Raw genomic sequence first — 15,140 nt, 5'->3', positions numbered from 1 at the left:
GACCGTTGCGATGGTCGTGCGCCCCTTTTGCGTTTGTGGGGGCCACCGGCCATAATGCCCAGGCGCGGTGCGGCAAGACGGGCGTCTGCCGCCGCGACTCGGTACGAAATCAACGAGAACCAGTGTGCTCCATTAAGCTAAAGTATGCGAATGCCCTCCCTAAAAAGGTGAGTTCGCTAGGCTTTTTTGGGTTTGTTGACGATGATGATGCCGCCGCAGACCAACAGCAGGGCAACGATGACGGTAACGGGGCTCGTGCCCGCGCCTTCGCCGAGCAGCAGCGCGCTCAGCAGCACACCAAAGACGGGGTTCATAAACCCAAAGACCGAGACGCGGCTGACGGGGTTGACGGCAAGCAGGCGCGACCACAGCGAGTAGGCGACCGCGGAGATAAGCGCCATGTAGATGATGAGCGCGATGGCGGGGGCAATCGCCGTGGGGGAGAGCGCGCCACCCATCAAAAAGCCGATGGCGGTGAGGACAAGGCCGCCGACCAAGAACTGCCACCCGGCAAGCAAGACGCCGTCGTGCTCGCGCGAGAAGATGCCAATCAGGCAGGTCGAAAGGGCACCCGCGACGGTGGAGGCTAGGATAAAGCCCTCGCCATCGAGCCTGAAGCCAAAGGTGCCATCCGCGCCCGAAAGGTTGACGAGAGCGACGCCGGCAAGGCCCAGCGCACAGCCAAGCACCTTGGCCGTATTGAGCTTCTCGGTGCGAAACGCCAGGGCGGCAAAGAGGATTGCGAGGAAGTTGGCGCTGGCCTCGATGATGGAGCTCGACATGGCGCTGGCGCGCGAGAGGCCCAGATAGAAAAAGAAGTACTGCCCGATAGTCTGGAAGAGCGACAAGACAAAGATGGGCTTGATGTCGCGAGCCTGCGGAATGAGGGGGCGGCGTTGGGCCGCACTCATCCCAACGATAACCAGGGCGCCGGCAAGCGTGAAGCGCAAGCCCGCAAAGAGCAGCTGCGAGGCGCTATCGTGCGCTGGGATACCAAAGAGTGCGTAACCGATCTTGATACAGGGAAAGGCCGATCCCCAGAGTGCACAGCAGACGAGGCAGCCCAGGATGAGTCCGGGCAGGGTGGCGAGATACGGCTTGCGGCTTTCCATGATGTCCTTCCTACATGCGCGAAGCAAAAAAGAACCCGCCACCGGATGTGCCGGTGGCGGGTGTTGTTACCCGAAGGGATTGTACCCGATGGGAAAGGTTTAAGCGAAGTAGGCCACGCCGCTCTCAAAGATCGGCATGAACTTATCGCCGGGGACATGCTCGGGCACGTTGCGGTACAGGTTGTCGCCGCGACGCTCGGCATGGCCCATCTTGCCCAGGACGCGGCCGTCGGGGCTCGTGATGCCCTCGATGGCGAGTGCGGAGCCGTTGGGGTTGACGGAAAGGTCCATGCTGGGCTTGCCGTTCTCGCCCACGTACTGCGTGGCGACCTGGCCGTTGGCGATCAGCTGGGCGAGCACTTCGTCATTGGCGACAAAGCGGCCCTCGCCGTGGCTGATGGCGACGGTGTAGGGGTCGTCCAGGCTGCACTGCGACAGCCACGGGGACAAGTTGGACGAGATGCGGGTGCGCACCAGACGGCTCTGGTGGCGACCGATGGTGTTGAACGTCAACGTGGGCGCATCGGGCGTGGCGTCGACGATGTCGCCGTAGGGCACCAGGCCGAGCTTGATCAGGGCCTGGAAGCCGTTGCAGATGCCCAGCATCAGGCCATCGCGGGCCTTGAGCAGGTCGCGGACTGCCTCGGTGACCTCGGGAGCGCGGAAGAACGCCGTGATGAACTTGGCAGAGCCGTCGGGCTCGTCGCCGCCCGAGAAGCCGCCGGGGATCATAACGATCTGGCTTGCACGGATGCGGCGGGCAAGCTCGTGGGTGCTCTCGGCGACGGCCTCGGGCGTGAGGTTGTTGATCACGAAGGTGTCGGCCTCGGCACCGGCGGCACGGAAGGCGCGGGCGCTGTCGTACTCGCAGTTGTTGCCGGGGAACACGGGGATGATCACGCGCGGGCGGGCGATCTTGGCGCCGCCGTACACGTGGATATCCTTGGCGCGGAAGTCGATGGTCTCGACCTCGGGGGTCTCGCCGGCGCTGCGGTAGGCGAAGACGCCCTCGATGCCGCTCTCCCAGGCCTCCTGGAGCTCGGCGAGCTCGATGACCTCGGAGCCGGTGTCGATGACATAGCCCTCGACGGTGGTGCCCAGGGGCTCGACGACAACGCCGTCGGCGACCTCGGGCAGCTCGGCGTCCTCGGCGAGCTCGACGATAAAGCTGCCGTAGAGCGGGGTGAAGAGGCTCTCCACGTCTACATCCTCGGCAAGCTCGATACCGATCTGGTTACCGACGCACATCTTAAAGAGGCTCTCGGCGCCGCAGCCGTAGCCGGGCGTGGATATGGCCAGGGCGTTGCCGGTAGCAGTGAGCGCCTCGACGGCGTCAAACGCGGCGAGCAACTGCTGGGCGTCGGGACGGTAGTCCTCGCCATAGGTGGCGGGGGCGATGCGGACGACGCGGTGCGTGAGGCCCTTGAACTCGGGCGAGACGGCGCGGGCGGCCTTGCCCACGGCGACGGCGAAGCTGATCAGGGTCGGCGGAACGTTGAGCTCGCCGGTCTCGTCCTCAAACGAACCGCTCATGGAGTCCTTGCCGCCGATGGCGCCGGCACCCAGGTCGACTTGGGCCATGAGGGCGCCCAGGACGGCTGCCGTGGGCTTGCCCCAGCGCTCGGCCTCGGTGCGCAGACGCTCGAAGTACTCTTGGAAGGAGAGGTAGGCGCGCTTGTGCTCAAAGCCGGCGGCAACGAGCTTGGCGATGGACTCGACCACGGACAGGTAGGCGCCCGCAAACTGGTCGGCCTCCATCAGATAGGGGTTGAAGCCCCATGCCATGGCGCTCGCCGTGGTGGTCTCGCCGTCCACGGGGAACTTGGCGACCATGGCCGAGCTTGGGGTGAGCTGCGTCTTGCCGCCAAAGGGCATGAGCACGGTCGCGGCGCCGATGGTGGAGTCGAAGCGCTCGGAAAGGCCCTTGTTGGAAGCGACGTTGAGGTCGGTGACGAGCGAGGTCATGCGCTCGGCGAGCGTGGTGCCGGCCCAGCTGGGCTGCCACACGCTGCGGGCACAGACGTGGGCGACCTGGTGCTTGGGCGCACCGTTGGAGTTGAGGAACTCGCGGGACAGATCGACGATGGCGACGCCGTTCCATGCCATGCGCATGCGCGGCTCGGCGGTAACCTCGGCGATAACGGTCGCCTCCAGGTTCTCCTCGGCGGCGTAGCCCATGAACTCCTCGACGTCACCGTCGGCGACGGCGCAAGCCATGCGCTCCTGGGACTCGGAGATAGCGAGCTCGGTGCCGTCCAGGCCGTCGTACTTCTTGGTCACGGTGTCCAGGTCCACGTACAGGCCGTCGGCAAGCTCGCCCACGGCGACTGAGACGCCGCCGGCGCCAAAGTCGTTGCAGCGCTTGATCAGACGGCAGGCGTCGCCGCGGCGGAACAGGCGCTGCAGCTTGCGCTCGACCGGGGCGTTGCCCTTCTGGACCTCGGCACCCGAGGTCTCGATGGACTCGGTGTTCTGGGTCTTGGAGGAGCCGGTGGCGCCACCGATGCCATCGCGGCCGGTGCGGCCGCCCAGCAGGATGATCTTGTCGGTGGGGGCGGGGCACTCGCGGCGCACGTGGTTTGCCGGGGTAGCGCCCACGACGGCGCCGACCTCCATGCGCTTGGCCACGTAGCCGGGGTGATAGAGTTCGTTGACCTGGCCGGTGGCAAGGCCGATCTGGTTGCCGTAGCTGGAGTAGCCGGCGGCAGCGGTGGTCACGAGCTTGCGCTGCGGCAGCTTGCCCTCGAGCGTCTCGGAAACCGGGACGGTGGGGTCGCCGGCGCCGGTGACGCGCATGGCCTGGTACACATAGCTGCGGCCCGAGAGCGGGTCGCGGATAGCGCCGCCCACGCAGGTGGCGGCACCGCCGAAGGGCTCGATCTCGGTCGGGTGGTTGTGGGTCTCGTTCTTAAACAGGAACAGCCAGTCCTGGTCCTCGCCGTCGACATCGACCTTCACCTTGACGGTGCAGGCGTTGATCTCCTCGGACTCATCGACATCGGTCATGACGCCGGTCTTCTTAAGATACTTGGCGCCGATGGTGCCCATGTCCATGAGGCAGACGGGCTTGGCGTCGCGGCCGAGTTCGTGGCGCATCTCCATGTAGCGGTCGAAGGCTTGCTGCACCACGGCGTCGTCGATCGTCACGTCGTCCAGGACGGTGCCGAAGGTGGTGTGGCGGCAGTGATCGGACCAGTAGGTGTCGATCACGCGGATCTCGGTGATGGTGGGGTCGCGGTCCTCATCGCGGAAGTACTGCTGGCAGAAGGCGATGTCCGCCTCGTCCATGGCAAGGCCGCGATCGGCGATAAAGGCGGCAAGGCCGGCCTCGTCGAGCTCGCGGAAGCCGTCGAGCACCTCGACGGGCTGGGGCTCGGGGGTCTCCATGTACAGCGTCTCGGGCAGGTCGAGCGAGGCGATGCGCGCCTCGACGGGGTTCACCACGTAGTGCTTGATGGCCTCGATGGCGGCTTCGTCCAGAGCGCCCGAGATGATATAGACCTTGGCGGAGCGCACGGCGGGGCGCTCGCCCTGGCTGATGAGCTGCACGCACTCGCTGGCGGAGTCGGCGCGCTGGTCAAACTGGCCAGGCAGGAATTCGACGGCAAAGACGGCGCCATCGCTTGCGGGGAGCTCGTCGTAGGTCACATCGACCTGGGGCTCGCTAAAGACGGTCGGCACGCAGGAGCGGAAAAGCTCCTCGTCGATGCCCTCGACGTCGTAGCGGTTGATGATCCTCAGGGCCTCGATGCCCTTGATGCCGAGAATTTCGGTCAGCTCGCCCTTGAGCTGCTGAGCCTCGACGTCGAACCCGGGTTTCTTCTCCACGTAGATACGAGAGACCATTGGTTCCTGCCTTCCTGATCGGTTGGGCGTACGGTACGGTATGCGGCAGCGGTCGGTTTGCGGGGTCTGCCCTGCGGTCGCCTTGAGCCACATGTTTGTAAACCTCACTATGATACGACAGCTCGCGGCGCGTTGAGGACGGCGAGGGTGCTACAGTGAAGCGCAAACAAGAGAAAGGCATCACATGGCATTCGTTTCGCTCGCCATCATCGCACTCGTGGCCTTTGCGAGTCCTTTTATCGCCTCGGCGATTCCCGGAAAACCCGTTCCCGAGACGGTCTTTTTGCTCGTGCTCGGCGCGGTGCTGGGACCCCATATGCTCGGCGTCATCCATGTAGATGCTGAGGTCTCGCTTGTGTCCGAGCTGGGCCTGGCCTTCTTGTTCCTGCTTGCCGGCTTTGAGATCGACCCCAAGAGCATCACGGGCGTCGAGGGGCGCTACGGCTTGGCGACGTGGGTCGTCACGTTTGGTATCGCCTGGCTTGCCGTGCGCTTTACCCCGTGGTTCTCAGTCAGTCATTTCGACGGTATCGCCGTGACGCTTGCCCTCACTTCGACGGCGCTCGGCACGCTCGTGCCCATCATGCGTGAGCGCTCGCTCACTGGCACGCGTGTGGGCGACTCGATTCTCGCGTATGGCACCTGGGGTGAGCTCGGCCCTGTGCTCGCCATGTCGGTGCTGCTGTCTGCCCGCACTGGCATCCAAACGCTCGTAATCCTTGGCTTGTTTGCGGTGGTTTGCGTGTTGCTGGCTGTGGTCCCAAGCCGCTCCAAGCGTGTCGGCAGCCGCTTCTTTGCGTTTGTCGAGGAACGCGCCGATACCACGTCGCAGACCTTCGTGCGCCTGACGGTGCTCATCCTGGTCACACTCGTGGCGTTCTCGGCCGTCTTTGATCTCGACATCGTGTTGGGTTCTTTTGCCGCCGGCTTTGTCTTGCGCTATATCATCCCCGAGGGCAACCATACGCTCGAGACCAAGCTCGATGGCCTGGCCTACGGCTTTTTGATTCCGGTATTCTTTACCGTATCGGGCGCAAAGATCGATCTGACGGCCGTGGCGTCGCGCCCGGGTCTGCTCGTGGGCTTTATCGTGGCGTTGTTGATTATTCGTGCCGTGCCCATTCTTATTTCTATGAGCATTTGTCCTGCGACGCGCGATGTGTCGGCGTATGGTCGCATTACCGTGGCCCTGTACTGCACCACGGCCCTGCCGATCATCGTTGCCGTGACAAGCGTTGCCGTCAACGCGGGCGCGCTGTCGCAAGATATTGCGTCGGTCATGGTCGCTGCCGGTGCCATCACGGTGTTCTTGATGCCGTTGCTCGCGCAGCTCTTCTACCGCGTGGTCGACGCCGCGCCGGTCGCCGCCGTGGCAGAAGTTGCCGAGCATCCATCCGATGCGCTCGACATCCTGCGCGCCCATCACGATTTGGCGAGCCTGCTCGCACGTGAGCACGAGCTGCTGACTTCGCATGGCCATGGTCGCGTATTCGAGGGCTTGCCTACGCTCGATACGATTGCCGAGCGTCTTTCCGCCGAGGCGGCGAGCGGCCACATCGATGCCCGCATCGTGGACGCGGCGCATCTTCTTGCCGATAAGACCTATGGTGATGAGGTCGACCCGTCCGAGCTGACCCCGCGCGAGCGTCGCCGCCTGGAGCGCGCCAAGCTCGCCGTGCGCGAATACCGCCGCCGCATGTTGGAGCTCTATGCAAGAGAAGAAGCCGAGGACGACGACGGCAAGTAGTCGATACTCTCTCGGGGAAGCCGCGTCCCGCTTTGAAGGCTCGGAACGGGATGTGGTTTCCGAAACGGGGGCCGTTGGGAAACTGTGTCCCGGAATGGGCGCTCAGAGTGGGATGCAGTTTCCGCGAGAGATCCGTTGCGGAAACGGTATCCCAGAATCGGCGTTCAAAACGGGGCGCTCTTTCCGAAACATGGCCCTGAGGGAAGCTGCGTCCCGGTCTGAGTCGGAATTCCGGGACACAGCTTCCCTTTCAAACAGAAGAAGGCGCGCTGCCTGCAGTTGATGCAGACGGCGCGCCTTCTTTGTTGGACTATGTTGAGGCTGGGAGCTGAGGCTTGTGGTCCCTTAAGAGCGGGCGGCTCCGTCGACGGGGAGCACGGCGCCCGTGACGTAGGAGGACATGTCGCTCGCCAGGAAAACAAAGGCGTTGGCGACATCCTCGGGCTCGCCCATGCGACCCAGCGGAATGGTGGCGACGATGGGCTTAATAACCTCTTCAGGCAGGTTGGCGACCATGTCGGTTTTGGTTACACCGGGTGCTACGGCATTGACGCGAATGCCCATGGGGGCGAGCTCGCGCGAGAGCGACTGGACCATGCCGTTGACGGCAAACTTGGACGTTGGATAGCCGACGCCAGAGGGCTGGCCGTACTTGGCAACCATCGAGCTCGTGGTGGTGATGGTGCCGCCGTGGCCGGCCTCGGTCATGATCTTGGCGGCAGCTTGGTGGCCATTAAAGACGGCGACGACGTTAAGGTCCATGACCTTTGCGAACTCCTCGGCCGTGTAGTCCAAGAGGGGTGAACGCTGGGAGATACCGGCATTGTTGACGACCGTGTCCAAGCCGCCCATGTCGGCTGCAGCCTGGGTAAAGGCCTCGGTCACGGCTTCGAGTGAGGTGAGGTCGCAGGAGCGGCCCCAGACCTTGGCGTCGGGATAGGCGGCTGTCAGCTTCTCAACGGCCGCATCGGCGGTCTCCTGACGCGAGCCAAAGACGGTGACGGCGGCGCCTTCCTCGATAAAACGGCAGGCGATGGCATAGCCGATACCGCGCGTGCCTCCGGTGATGATTGCTTTCTTGCCCTCGAGCAACATGGTATTTCCTCTCATCGCGGGCGGACATTCGCAGCACAGCGTAGCCGTAACTGGAATCGGCCGTGTTTGCATATCGGTGAACGGTAGCCCGCGTTACCGATGAGCGGCTCGCGCAAATGTGCTCTGCCGTTGTGCTTAGGGCAGGAGACAAAAGGGCTCCCGTCCCGCATCGGACGGGAGCCCTCAAAGCGTGTATTGCTAGGCGAGCGTTGAGCTAGTTCGCCATGACGCCTTCGGTCCAAGCCTCAACGTCCTCGATGCGCAGGACGTTGGCGACCTCGGCTACGCAGTCGACGCTGGCAAGCTCGGCGGTGGCAGCCTGGACGTCCTTCTCGAGCGCGCGGTGCGTCAGGAAGATGACCGAGCAAGTATCGCTGGCGCCCGACTTGCCGTCCTCGACCTGGTTGATGAGCGAGATCGAGATGTTGTGCTTGGCAAAGATGTCGACCGTCTCGGACAGGGCACCCACGCGGTCGGCGACCTTCAGGCGCACATAGTACTTAGTCTGGAGCTCGTCCATGGGCTTAAAGGCGAGGTTGTGACCATAGGGCTCAATCTCGGGCAGCGGAGCCACGCCGCGGCTGATCTGCTCGGAGAGCGACAGGATATCGCCCACGACGGCGCTCGCGGTGGGGAAGGAGCCTGCGCCGGCACCGTAGAACATGGTCTCGCCCACGGCGTCGCCTACCACGTAGACGGCGTTCATGGCGCCGTTGACCTTGGCGAGCATATGGTCTGCCGGGATGAGCGTGGGATGCACGCGAACGTCGACACCGGCGTTGGTGTTGCGGGCGATGCCCAGCAGCTTGATGGTGTAGCCGAGCTCGCGGGCCTGGGCGATATCCTCGGCACCGATGGTGCGGATGCCCTGCTGGTACACATCGTCGGTGGTAACGCGGGTGCCAAAGCCGATGGAGGCGAGGATGGCTGTCTTGCTGGCGGCATCGAAGCCGTCGACGTCGGCGGACGGGTCGGCCTCGGCATAGCCCTTTGCCTGTGCGTCGGCAAGTACGTCGGCGTAATCGGCGCCCTCGGCGTCCATGCGCGACAGGATGTAGTTGGTGGTGCCGTTGAGGATGCCGGCGATGGTCAGGATCTTGTTGCCTACCAGGTCGTGCTCAAGCGTGCTCACGATGGGGATGCCGCCGCCGCAGCTGGCCTCGCACTTAATCTGCACGCCGCACGCGCGCGCCTTCTCGGCAAGCGTCTCGACGTGACGGCCCAGCAGGGCCTTGTTGGCAGAGACGACGTGCTTGCCGTGCTCAAAGGCAGTGGTGAAGATCTCGGTTGCGGGATGCTCGCCGCCGATCAGCTCGACGACGATGTCGACGGCGGGGTCGGTTGCGACATCGTGCCAGTCACTCGTAAAGGCCTCGCGCTCAATGCCTGCTGCCTCGGCCTGCTCCCAAGCAAGCGCGCAGGCGCGGGTCAGCTTAAGGTCGATGCCGTAGGCTGCCAGGTACTCATCGTGGTGGCTCTTGATCAGACGGGCCACGCCGCCGCCGACGGTTCCCAGACCGATCAGACCGACGTTCACGGTGCGCATGGGTTCGCTCATAGATAGCTCCTTCGTGCATCTTATGGATGGATTAACCGCTTAAAGGTTGAGTGCATTCTAGCGTGAAGTGCGGGCGCGTGCTTGCCTGGCAGCGGGAGCAGCACAAAACGCCACCCCCGAAACGCTGCGGAAACATTGGAAACACGCTCGCTACAAACGGAACTCCGTAACAAACTGTCAACGTTTGCACCATAAGGTTTGCTTCACCGACCCCACCATGGGCACCAGCGCCGCGAAGTTCTTGGCCGAGAAGTATACGGACGCCAAGGTCGCCCTGTTCTACAACTCCGGCGATACGTACAGCTCGGGCGTTGCCGACGCCTTTGCCGAGCAGGCCAAGGCGTCCAAGCTTGATATCGTTGATACCGAGACCTTTAAGGACGATTCTTCCACGAGCTTTACCAACCAGCTCACCAAGGCCATGCGCAAGATCAAGATCGAGGGCCTGACGGGCGAGCTGACGTGGAACGATGAGGGCCAAGTCGAAAAGCCCGCTACGGCCTATGTGATTCAGGACGGCAAGTACATCGCCGCCTAAGTGCATATAACGAGACCGGTGGGGCCGTTTTATTCAGGGCGGGGACGCCTGTAACAGAACGGAAACATTACTTTCACACAATAAAGTGGCTAAACTGCATAAACCGACAGAAATACGCATGATTATGGATAAATGAACAAATCAAAAGAAAAGTTGAAATAATCGCCACTTTCCTTAACTAAAGCGTCTAGTATTTTGCGAACGCCGAACACGGCGAAGGATGGCCTGTCGGGTAACCGAAACCCGACGAGATTTGAGAGGAGAGCCGCATGTCGAGCCTCACCGGTAAGTCATTGAACCCTGTTATGAATCGCAGGAGCGTTATCGCGAGCGCAGCAGGTCTGGGGGCGATGTCCATTCTAGCTGGCTGCTCCTCCAACGGCGGCGACAGCGGTTCCGCGTCGGGCGACGCTTCGTTTAAGATCGGCACCATCGGCCCGCTGACCGGCGCCAACGCGTCCTACGGCAAGTCCGTTACACAGGCTGTCGAGCTTGGCTGCAAGGATTTCTCGACCAAGGAGCTGCCGCTTGTCAGCAAGGCCGAGGACGACCAGGCTGACGGCGAGAAGGCCGTCAACGCCTTCAACACCCTGCTCGACTGGGGCATGCAGGCCCTCGTCGGTCCGACCACCACGGGTGCGTCGGTTGCCGTTGCCGCAGAGTGCGGTAACGACCCCAAGACGTTCATGATCACCCCGTCCGCGTCCTCCGAGGACGTTACCAAGGGCAAGGATTGCGTCTTCCAGGTTTGCTTCACCGACCCCAACCAGGGTGTCAACGCTGCCAAGTTCCTGGCGCAGAAGTATGCGGACGAGAAGTTCGTGCTCTTCTATAACTCCGGCGACGCCTATTCTTCGGGCATCGCAGATTCCTTTAAGGCCCAGGCCGCTGAGTCTAAGCTCGAGATTGTTGACGAGGAGACCTTTAAGGACGACTCCGCCACGAGCTTTACCAACCAGCTGACCAAGGCCAAGCAGGCCGGCGCCACCATGATCTTCGCGCCGATCTACTACACGCCGGCGTCCGTCCTGCTCAAGAACGCCAAGGACATGGGCTACGATGTCAAGATGATGGGCTGCGATGGCATGGACGGCATCCTGGGCGTTGAGGGCTTCGACACCTCTCTTGCCGAGGGTCTGCTGCTCATGACCCCGTTCTCAGCCGACGACGAGAAGAACGCCGACTTCGTCAACGCTTACAAAGATAAGTACGGCGATACCCCCGACCAGTTTGCCGCCGACGCCTACGACGGCGTGCATGCGGTGGTCGAGGCTCTCAAGGAGGCCGGCCTGGGTGTCGACGCCGACCCCACCGAGGTTGCCGAGAAACTTCCCGAGGCTATGCGCAACATTACTGTTGACGGTCTGACTGGCAAGCTCTCCTGGAACGACAAGGGCCAGGTCCAGAAGGAGCCCACGGCGTACGTCATCACCGACGGCAAGTACGTACAGGCCTAATTGGCCGCCTTACATAGAGCGGTTTTGATCCCAAGCAGGGGAGGTTTTGGCCTTCCCTGCTTGCTTGGTATCTAGGGACGATGTAACGTCCCTGTTTCATACATCAACTGGAAACCTATTCGAAAGGGGGATGTGGAACATGACGGTCTTTATCCAATACCTGGTCAACGGCCTGTCCATGGGCAGCGTCTACGCCATCATCGCGTTGGGCTACACCATGGTCTACGGTATCGCCAAGATGCTGAACTTCGCTCACGGCGATGTCATCATGGTCGGTGCCTATGTCTCGTTCTGCGCCACGTCGTATCTCGGCCTCCCGGGCTGGGCATCTGTAGTTCTCTCTTGCGTGGCCTGCACGGTTCTCGGTGTTCTCATTGAGGGTCTGGCCTATAAGCCGCTGCGCCAAGCAGGCCCGCTGGCCGTTCTGATCACGGCTATCGGCGTGTCTTACTTCCTGCAGAACGCCGCGCAGCTTCTGTGGGGCGCCACGCCCAAGAACTTCACTTCGCTCGTCACCTTCCAGGTGCCGGAGTTCTTGGCCAAGTTCAACGTAAGCGCCGTCTCGCTCGTCACCATCGTCGCCTGCCTGGTTATCATGGCCGGCCTGATGTTCTTTACAGGAAAGACCAAGATGGGCAAAGCCATGCGCGCCGTGTCCGAGGACAAGGCCGCCGCTCAGCTCATGGGCATCAACGTCAACCGCACCATCTCGATGACGTTTGCCATCGGCTCTGCCCTTGCCGCCATCGCCGGCGTGCTGCTGTGCTCCTACTCGCCGGTGCTGCAACCCACGACGGGTGCCATGCCTGGCATCAAGGCCTTCGACGCCGCAGTCTTCGGTGGCATCGGCTCCATCCCCGGCGCTTTTGTCGGTGGCATTCTCATCGGTATCATCGAGGCGATGGCGCAGGCTTACATTTCCACGAGCCTTGCCAACTCCATCGTCTTTGGTGTTCTGATCATCGTCCTGCTCGTCAAGCCTGCCGGCCTCTTGGGCAAGTACGTCCCCGAGAAGGTGTAGGTGAGCGTTATGAAGTTTCTTAAAGACAAGCAGACGCGTCACGACTTTGTCACGTACGCCATGTGCCTTGTGGCGTTCGCCATCGTGTTCTTTATGCAGTCTAACCACATGATTCCGCGCATGATCGCCGGTCAGCTGGTTCCCATCACGGCCTATATCGTCATGGCCATTTCCCTTAACCTCGTCGTCGGCATCGCGGGCGACCTGTCGCTGGGCCACGCGGGCTTTATGAGCGTCGGCGCCTATACGGGAATCGTCATCGCCGTCGCGCTGGAGAGCGCCGTTCCGTCCGACCCGATGCGCCTGATCATCAGCATTGTGGTCGGCGCTATCGCCGCAGCCATCTTGGGCTTCTTGATTGGTATCCCGGTCTTGCGCCTGAGCGGCGACTATCTGGCCATCGTGACCCTGGCTTTTGGCGAGATCATCAAAGAAATCGTCACCTGCCTTATCGTGGGCGTCGACTCCCGCGGCCTGCACGTGATCTTTAACATCACGGGCAACTCTACGATCGACGACCTGCATCTGCTCGAGGACGGCACCGCCATCATCAAGGGCGCGCAGGGCGCATCGGGTGTGTCGACGTACTCGACCTTCCTCGCCGGTGCCATCCTGGTCATGGTCGCACTCGTGATCGTGCTCAACCTGGTTCGCAGCCGTACCGGTCGTGCCATTATGGCCGTGCGCGACAACAAGATTGCAGCCGAGTCCGTGGGCATCTCCGTCACCCAGTACCGCATGATCGCCTTCGTGGTTTCCGCTGCCCTCGCCGGTGCTGCCGGAGCCCTCTTCGGCGGTAACTTCTCGCAGCTCTCCGCCACTAAGTTCGACTTCAACACGTCGATTCTCATTCTGGTGTTCGTGGTCTTGGGTGGCCTGGGCAACATGCGCGGTTCCGTCATCGCGGCGGCACTGCTCACGGTGCTTCCCGAGCTGCTCCGCCAGTTCTCGGACTACCGTATGCTCATCTACGCCATTGTACTGATTCTGGTCATGGTCTTTACCAACAACCCGCAGCTTAAAGCGTTCTTCGGCCGCATTAAGGACCGCTTTACTTCTAAGAAGGAGGTGGCAGCCGATGCCCAGTAAGTTTGAATTCAACAAGGGCAAGATGGTCCCGTATCCTTCTGGCGCCATCGTTCCCGATCGCGACCTGGGCGAGCGCCCGGCGCTCGAGTGCATCCACCTGGGCATTGAATTCGGCGGCCTTAAGGCAGTCGACGATTTTAGCCTGACCATCGGTAAGACCGAGATCGCCGGTCTCATCGGCCCCAACGGCGCCGGCAAGACTACGGTCTTCAACCTGCTCACCAAGGTGTACCAGCCCACGCACGGCACCATCCTGCTCGACGGTGAGGACACTTCGGGCAAGTCGGTCTACCAGGTCAACCGCATGGGTATTGCCCGTACGTTCCAGAACATCCGCCTGTTCAACACCATGACGGTGGAGGACAACGTTAAGGTCGGCCTGCACAACCAGGAGCGCTACTCCGGCTTTGAGGGCGTGCTGCGCCTGCCGACGTACTGGAAGCACGAGAAGGCCGCCCATGAACGCGCCATGGAGTTGCTGTCCATCTTTGATATGGAGCACCTGGCAAACGAGCAGGCCGGCTCGCTGCCTTACGGCGCTCAGCGTCGTCTGGAGATCGTTCGCGCTCTTGCCACCAACCCCAAGTTGCTGCTGCTCGACGAGCCTGCCGCCGGCATGAACCCGTCCGAGACCGCAGAGCTCATGGAGAACATCGTTAAGATTCGCGACACTTTTGGTATCGCCATCATGCTTATCGAGCACGATATGTCGCTCGTCATGAACATTTGCGAGGGCATCTGCGTGCTTAACTTTGGTAAGGTCATCGCCAAGGGCACGGCCGAGGAAATCCAGAACAACGATGCCGTTATCGAGGCGTATCTGGGCAAGCAGGATAAGGGGGAGAACTAAATGGCAGAGTCGATGCTTTCCGTCTACAACATCAACGTCTGGTACGGCGCTATCCACGCCATCAAGGACATCTCCTTTAACGTCAACGAGGGCGAGATCGTGGCTCTGATCGGTGCCAACGGCGCCGGCAAGTCCACGACGCTTAAAACCGTCTCGGGCCTGCTACGTTCCAAGACCGGCTCCATCAAGTTTATGGGCGAGGACATTACCCATACGCCTGCCGATAAACTGGTGGGCAAGGGCCTGGCTCAGGTTCCCGAGGGTCGTCGTGCCTTTTTGCAGATGACGGTCGAGGAGAACCTGGAAATGGGTGCCTATACGCAGCCCAAGTCAACGGTGGCTCCGGGTCTCGAGCGCGTCTACGAGCAGTTCCCGCGCCTTAAGGAGCGCCGTCGCCAAGTCGCCGGCACCCTTTCGGGCGGCGAGCAGCAGATGCTCGTTATGGGCCGCGCTCTTATGAGCAACCCTAAGCTGCTCATGCTCGATGAGCCCTCCATGGGTCTGGCGCCGATTCTGATTGAGCAGATCTTCCAGATCGTCGAGGACCTGCACAAGGCCGGCACCACGGTGCTTTTGGTCGAGCAGAACGCGCAGATGGCACTTTCCATCGCTACACGCGGCTATGTACTCGAGACCGGCAAGATCACCATGACCGGCACCGGTCAAGAGCTGCTGCACGACGATAACGTCCGCAAGGCCTATCTGGGCGGTTAATCCATTCAACAAAGGGGGCGCTGACCAACCCGGTCAGCGCCCCCTTTTAAGTTGCGGTGAAATAGGGACTAAATGGGGGCGCTAGACGCCAAAACAGTCCCTATTCCACCGCA

The 15,140-nt window shown here is 62.0% G+C and carries 11 protein-coding genes; 7 read left to right on the top strand and 4 right to left on the bottom strand.

Annotated features, from left to right (window positions below; all coding sequences use genetic code 11):
• Positions 1-176 precede the first annotated feature (176 nt).
• Both KTF55_RS00115 and KTF55_RS00110 read right to left on the bottom strand, forming a co-directional pair.
• Positions 177-1,112 (bottom strand): DMT family transporter, encoded by a 936-nt coding sequence (locus KTF55_RS00115; RefSeq protein WP_217107703.1) that lies wholly within the window; start codon positions 1,110-1,112, stop codon positions 177-179.
• A 99-nt stretch (positions 1,113-1,211) separates the two neighbouring features.
• A complete protein-coding gene (locus tag KTF55_RS00110) occupies positions 1,212-4,958 on the bottom strand; it encodes a phosphoribosylformylglycinamidine synthase (protein ID WP_217107704.1) in 3,747 nt (1,248 codons plus the stop codon).
• A 184-nt stretch (positions 4,959-5,142) separates the two neighbouring features.
• On the opposite strand from KTF55_RS00110, the gene KTF55_RS00105 reads away from it, so the two are divergent.
• Positions 5,143-6,705 (top strand): cation:proton antiporter, encoded by a 1,563-nt coding sequence (locus tag KTF55_RS00105; RefSeq protein WP_006234446.1) that lies wholly within the window; start codon positions 5,143-5,145, stop codon positions 6,703-6,705.
• Positions 6,706-7,050: 345 nt separating this feature from the next.
• On the opposite strand, the gene KTF55_RS00100 is transcribed toward KTF55_RS00105, so the two are convergent.
• Positions 7,051-7,800 (bottom strand): SDR family NAD(P)-dependent oxidoreductase, encoded by a 750-nt coding sequence (locus KTF55_RS00100; protein WP_138340724.1) that lies wholly within the window; start codon positions 7,798-7,800, stop codon positions 7,051-7,053.
• A 214-nt stretch (positions 7,801-8,014) separates the two neighbouring features.
• Positions 8,015-9,358 (bottom strand): homoserine dehydrogenase, encoded by a 1,344-nt coding sequence (locus tag KTF55_RS00095; protein WP_161155124.1) that lies wholly within the window; start codon positions 9,356-9,358, stop codon positions 8,015-8,017.
• A 184-nt stretch (positions 9,359-9,542) separates the two neighbouring features.
• On the opposite strand from KTF55_RS00095, the gene KTF55_RS00090 reads away from it, so the two are divergent.
• The 6 genes from KTF55_RS00090 (at position 9,543) to KTF55_RS00065 (ending at position 15,027) form a co-directional block, all read left to right on the top strand.
• Entirely contained in the window at positions 9,543-9,896 is a 354-nt protein-coding gene (locus KTF55_RS00090; protein WP_226790394.1) for a hypothetical protein, read from the top strand.
• 269 nt (positions 9,897-10,165) lie between these two features.
• Entirely contained in the window at positions 10,166-11,353 is a 1,188-nt protein-coding gene (locus KTF55_RS00085) for an ABC transporter substrate-binding protein (RefSeq protein ID WP_161155122.1), read from the top strand.
• A gap of 139 nt (positions 11,354-11,492) precedes the next feature.
• Positions 11,493-12,374 carry a branched-chain amino acid ABC transporter permease gene (locus tag KTF55_RS00080; RefSeq protein ID WP_022095035.1) on the top strand — a complete coding sequence of 294 codons (882 nt, stop codon included), beginning with the start codon at positions 11,493-11,495 and terminating at the stop codon, positions 12,372-12,374.
• Positions 12,375-12,383: 9 nt separating this feature from the next.
• Complete coding sequence (locus tag KTF55_RS00075) at positions 12,384-13,463, top strand: branched-chain amino acid ABC transporter permease (protein ID WP_217107705.1); 1,080 nt, start codon at positions 12,384-12,386, stop codon at positions 13,461-13,463.
• Positions 13,453-14,313 (top strand): ABC transporter ATP-binding protein, encoded by an 861-nt coding sequence (locus tag KTF55_RS00070; RefSeq protein WP_055287178.1) that lies wholly within the window; start codon positions 13,453-13,455, stop codon positions 14,311-14,313. The genes KTF55_RS00075 and KTF55_RS00070 overlap by 11 nt, the downstream gene beginning before the upstream one ends.
• 12 nt (positions 14,314-14,325) lie before the next feature.
• Entirely contained in the window at positions 14,326-15,027 is a 702-nt protein-coding gene (locus KTF55_RS00065) for an ABC transporter ATP-binding protein (protein ID WP_035137222.1), read from the top strand.
• Positions 15,028-15,140 lie beyond the last annotated feature (113 nt).

It is taken from the genome of Collinsella sp. MSK.8.10 (genome assembly GCF_019041915.1).
Classification (GTDB): Bacteria; Actinomycetota; Coriobacteriia; order Coriobacteriales; family Coriobacteriaceae; genus Collinsella.
Note: the sequence above shows the minus strand (reverse complement) of the source record. Positions and strands in the feature narration are given on the sequence as shown.

Coding starts and splice junctions, on each gene's coding strand:
- KTF55_RS00115 (WP_217107703.1), bottom strand. CDS start 1,112: ATGGAAAGCCGCAAGCCGTATCTCGCCACCCTGCCCGGACTCATCCTG.
- KTF55_RS00110 (WP_217107704.1), bottom strand. CDS start 4,958: ATGGTCTCTCGTATCTACGTGGAGAAGAAACCCGGGTTCGACGTCGAG.
- KTF55_RS00105 (WP_006234446.1), top strand. CDS start 5,143: ATGGCATTCGTTTCGCTCGCCATCATCGCACTCGTGGCCTTTGCGAGT.
- KTF55_RS00100 (WP_138340724.1), bottom strand. CDS start 7,800: ATGTTGCTCGAGGGCAAGAAAGCAATCATCACCGGAGGCACGCGCGGT.
- KTF55_RS00095 (WP_161155124.1), bottom strand. CDS start 9,358: ATGAGCGAACCCATGCGCACCGTGAACGTCGGTCTGATCGGTCTGGGA.
- KTF55_RS00085 (WP_161155122.1), top strand. CDS start 10,166: ATGTCGAGCCTCACCGGTAAGTCATTGAACCCTGTTATGAATCGCAGG.
- KTF55_RS00080 (WP_022095035.1), top strand. CDS start 11,493: ATGACGGTCTTTATCCAATACCTGGTCAACGGCCTGTCCATGGGCAGC.
- KTF55_RS00075 (WP_217107705.1), top strand. CDS start 12,384: ATGAAGTTTCTTAAAGACAAGCAGACGCGTCACGACTTTGTCACGTAC.
- KTF55_RS00070 (WP_055287178.1), top strand. CDS start 13,453: ATGCCCAGTAAGTTTGAATTCAACAAGGGCAAGATGGTCCCGTATCCT.
- KTF55_RS00065 (WP_035137222.1), top strand. CDS start 14,326: ATGCTTTCCGTCTACAACATCAACGTCTGGTACGGCGCTATCCACGCC.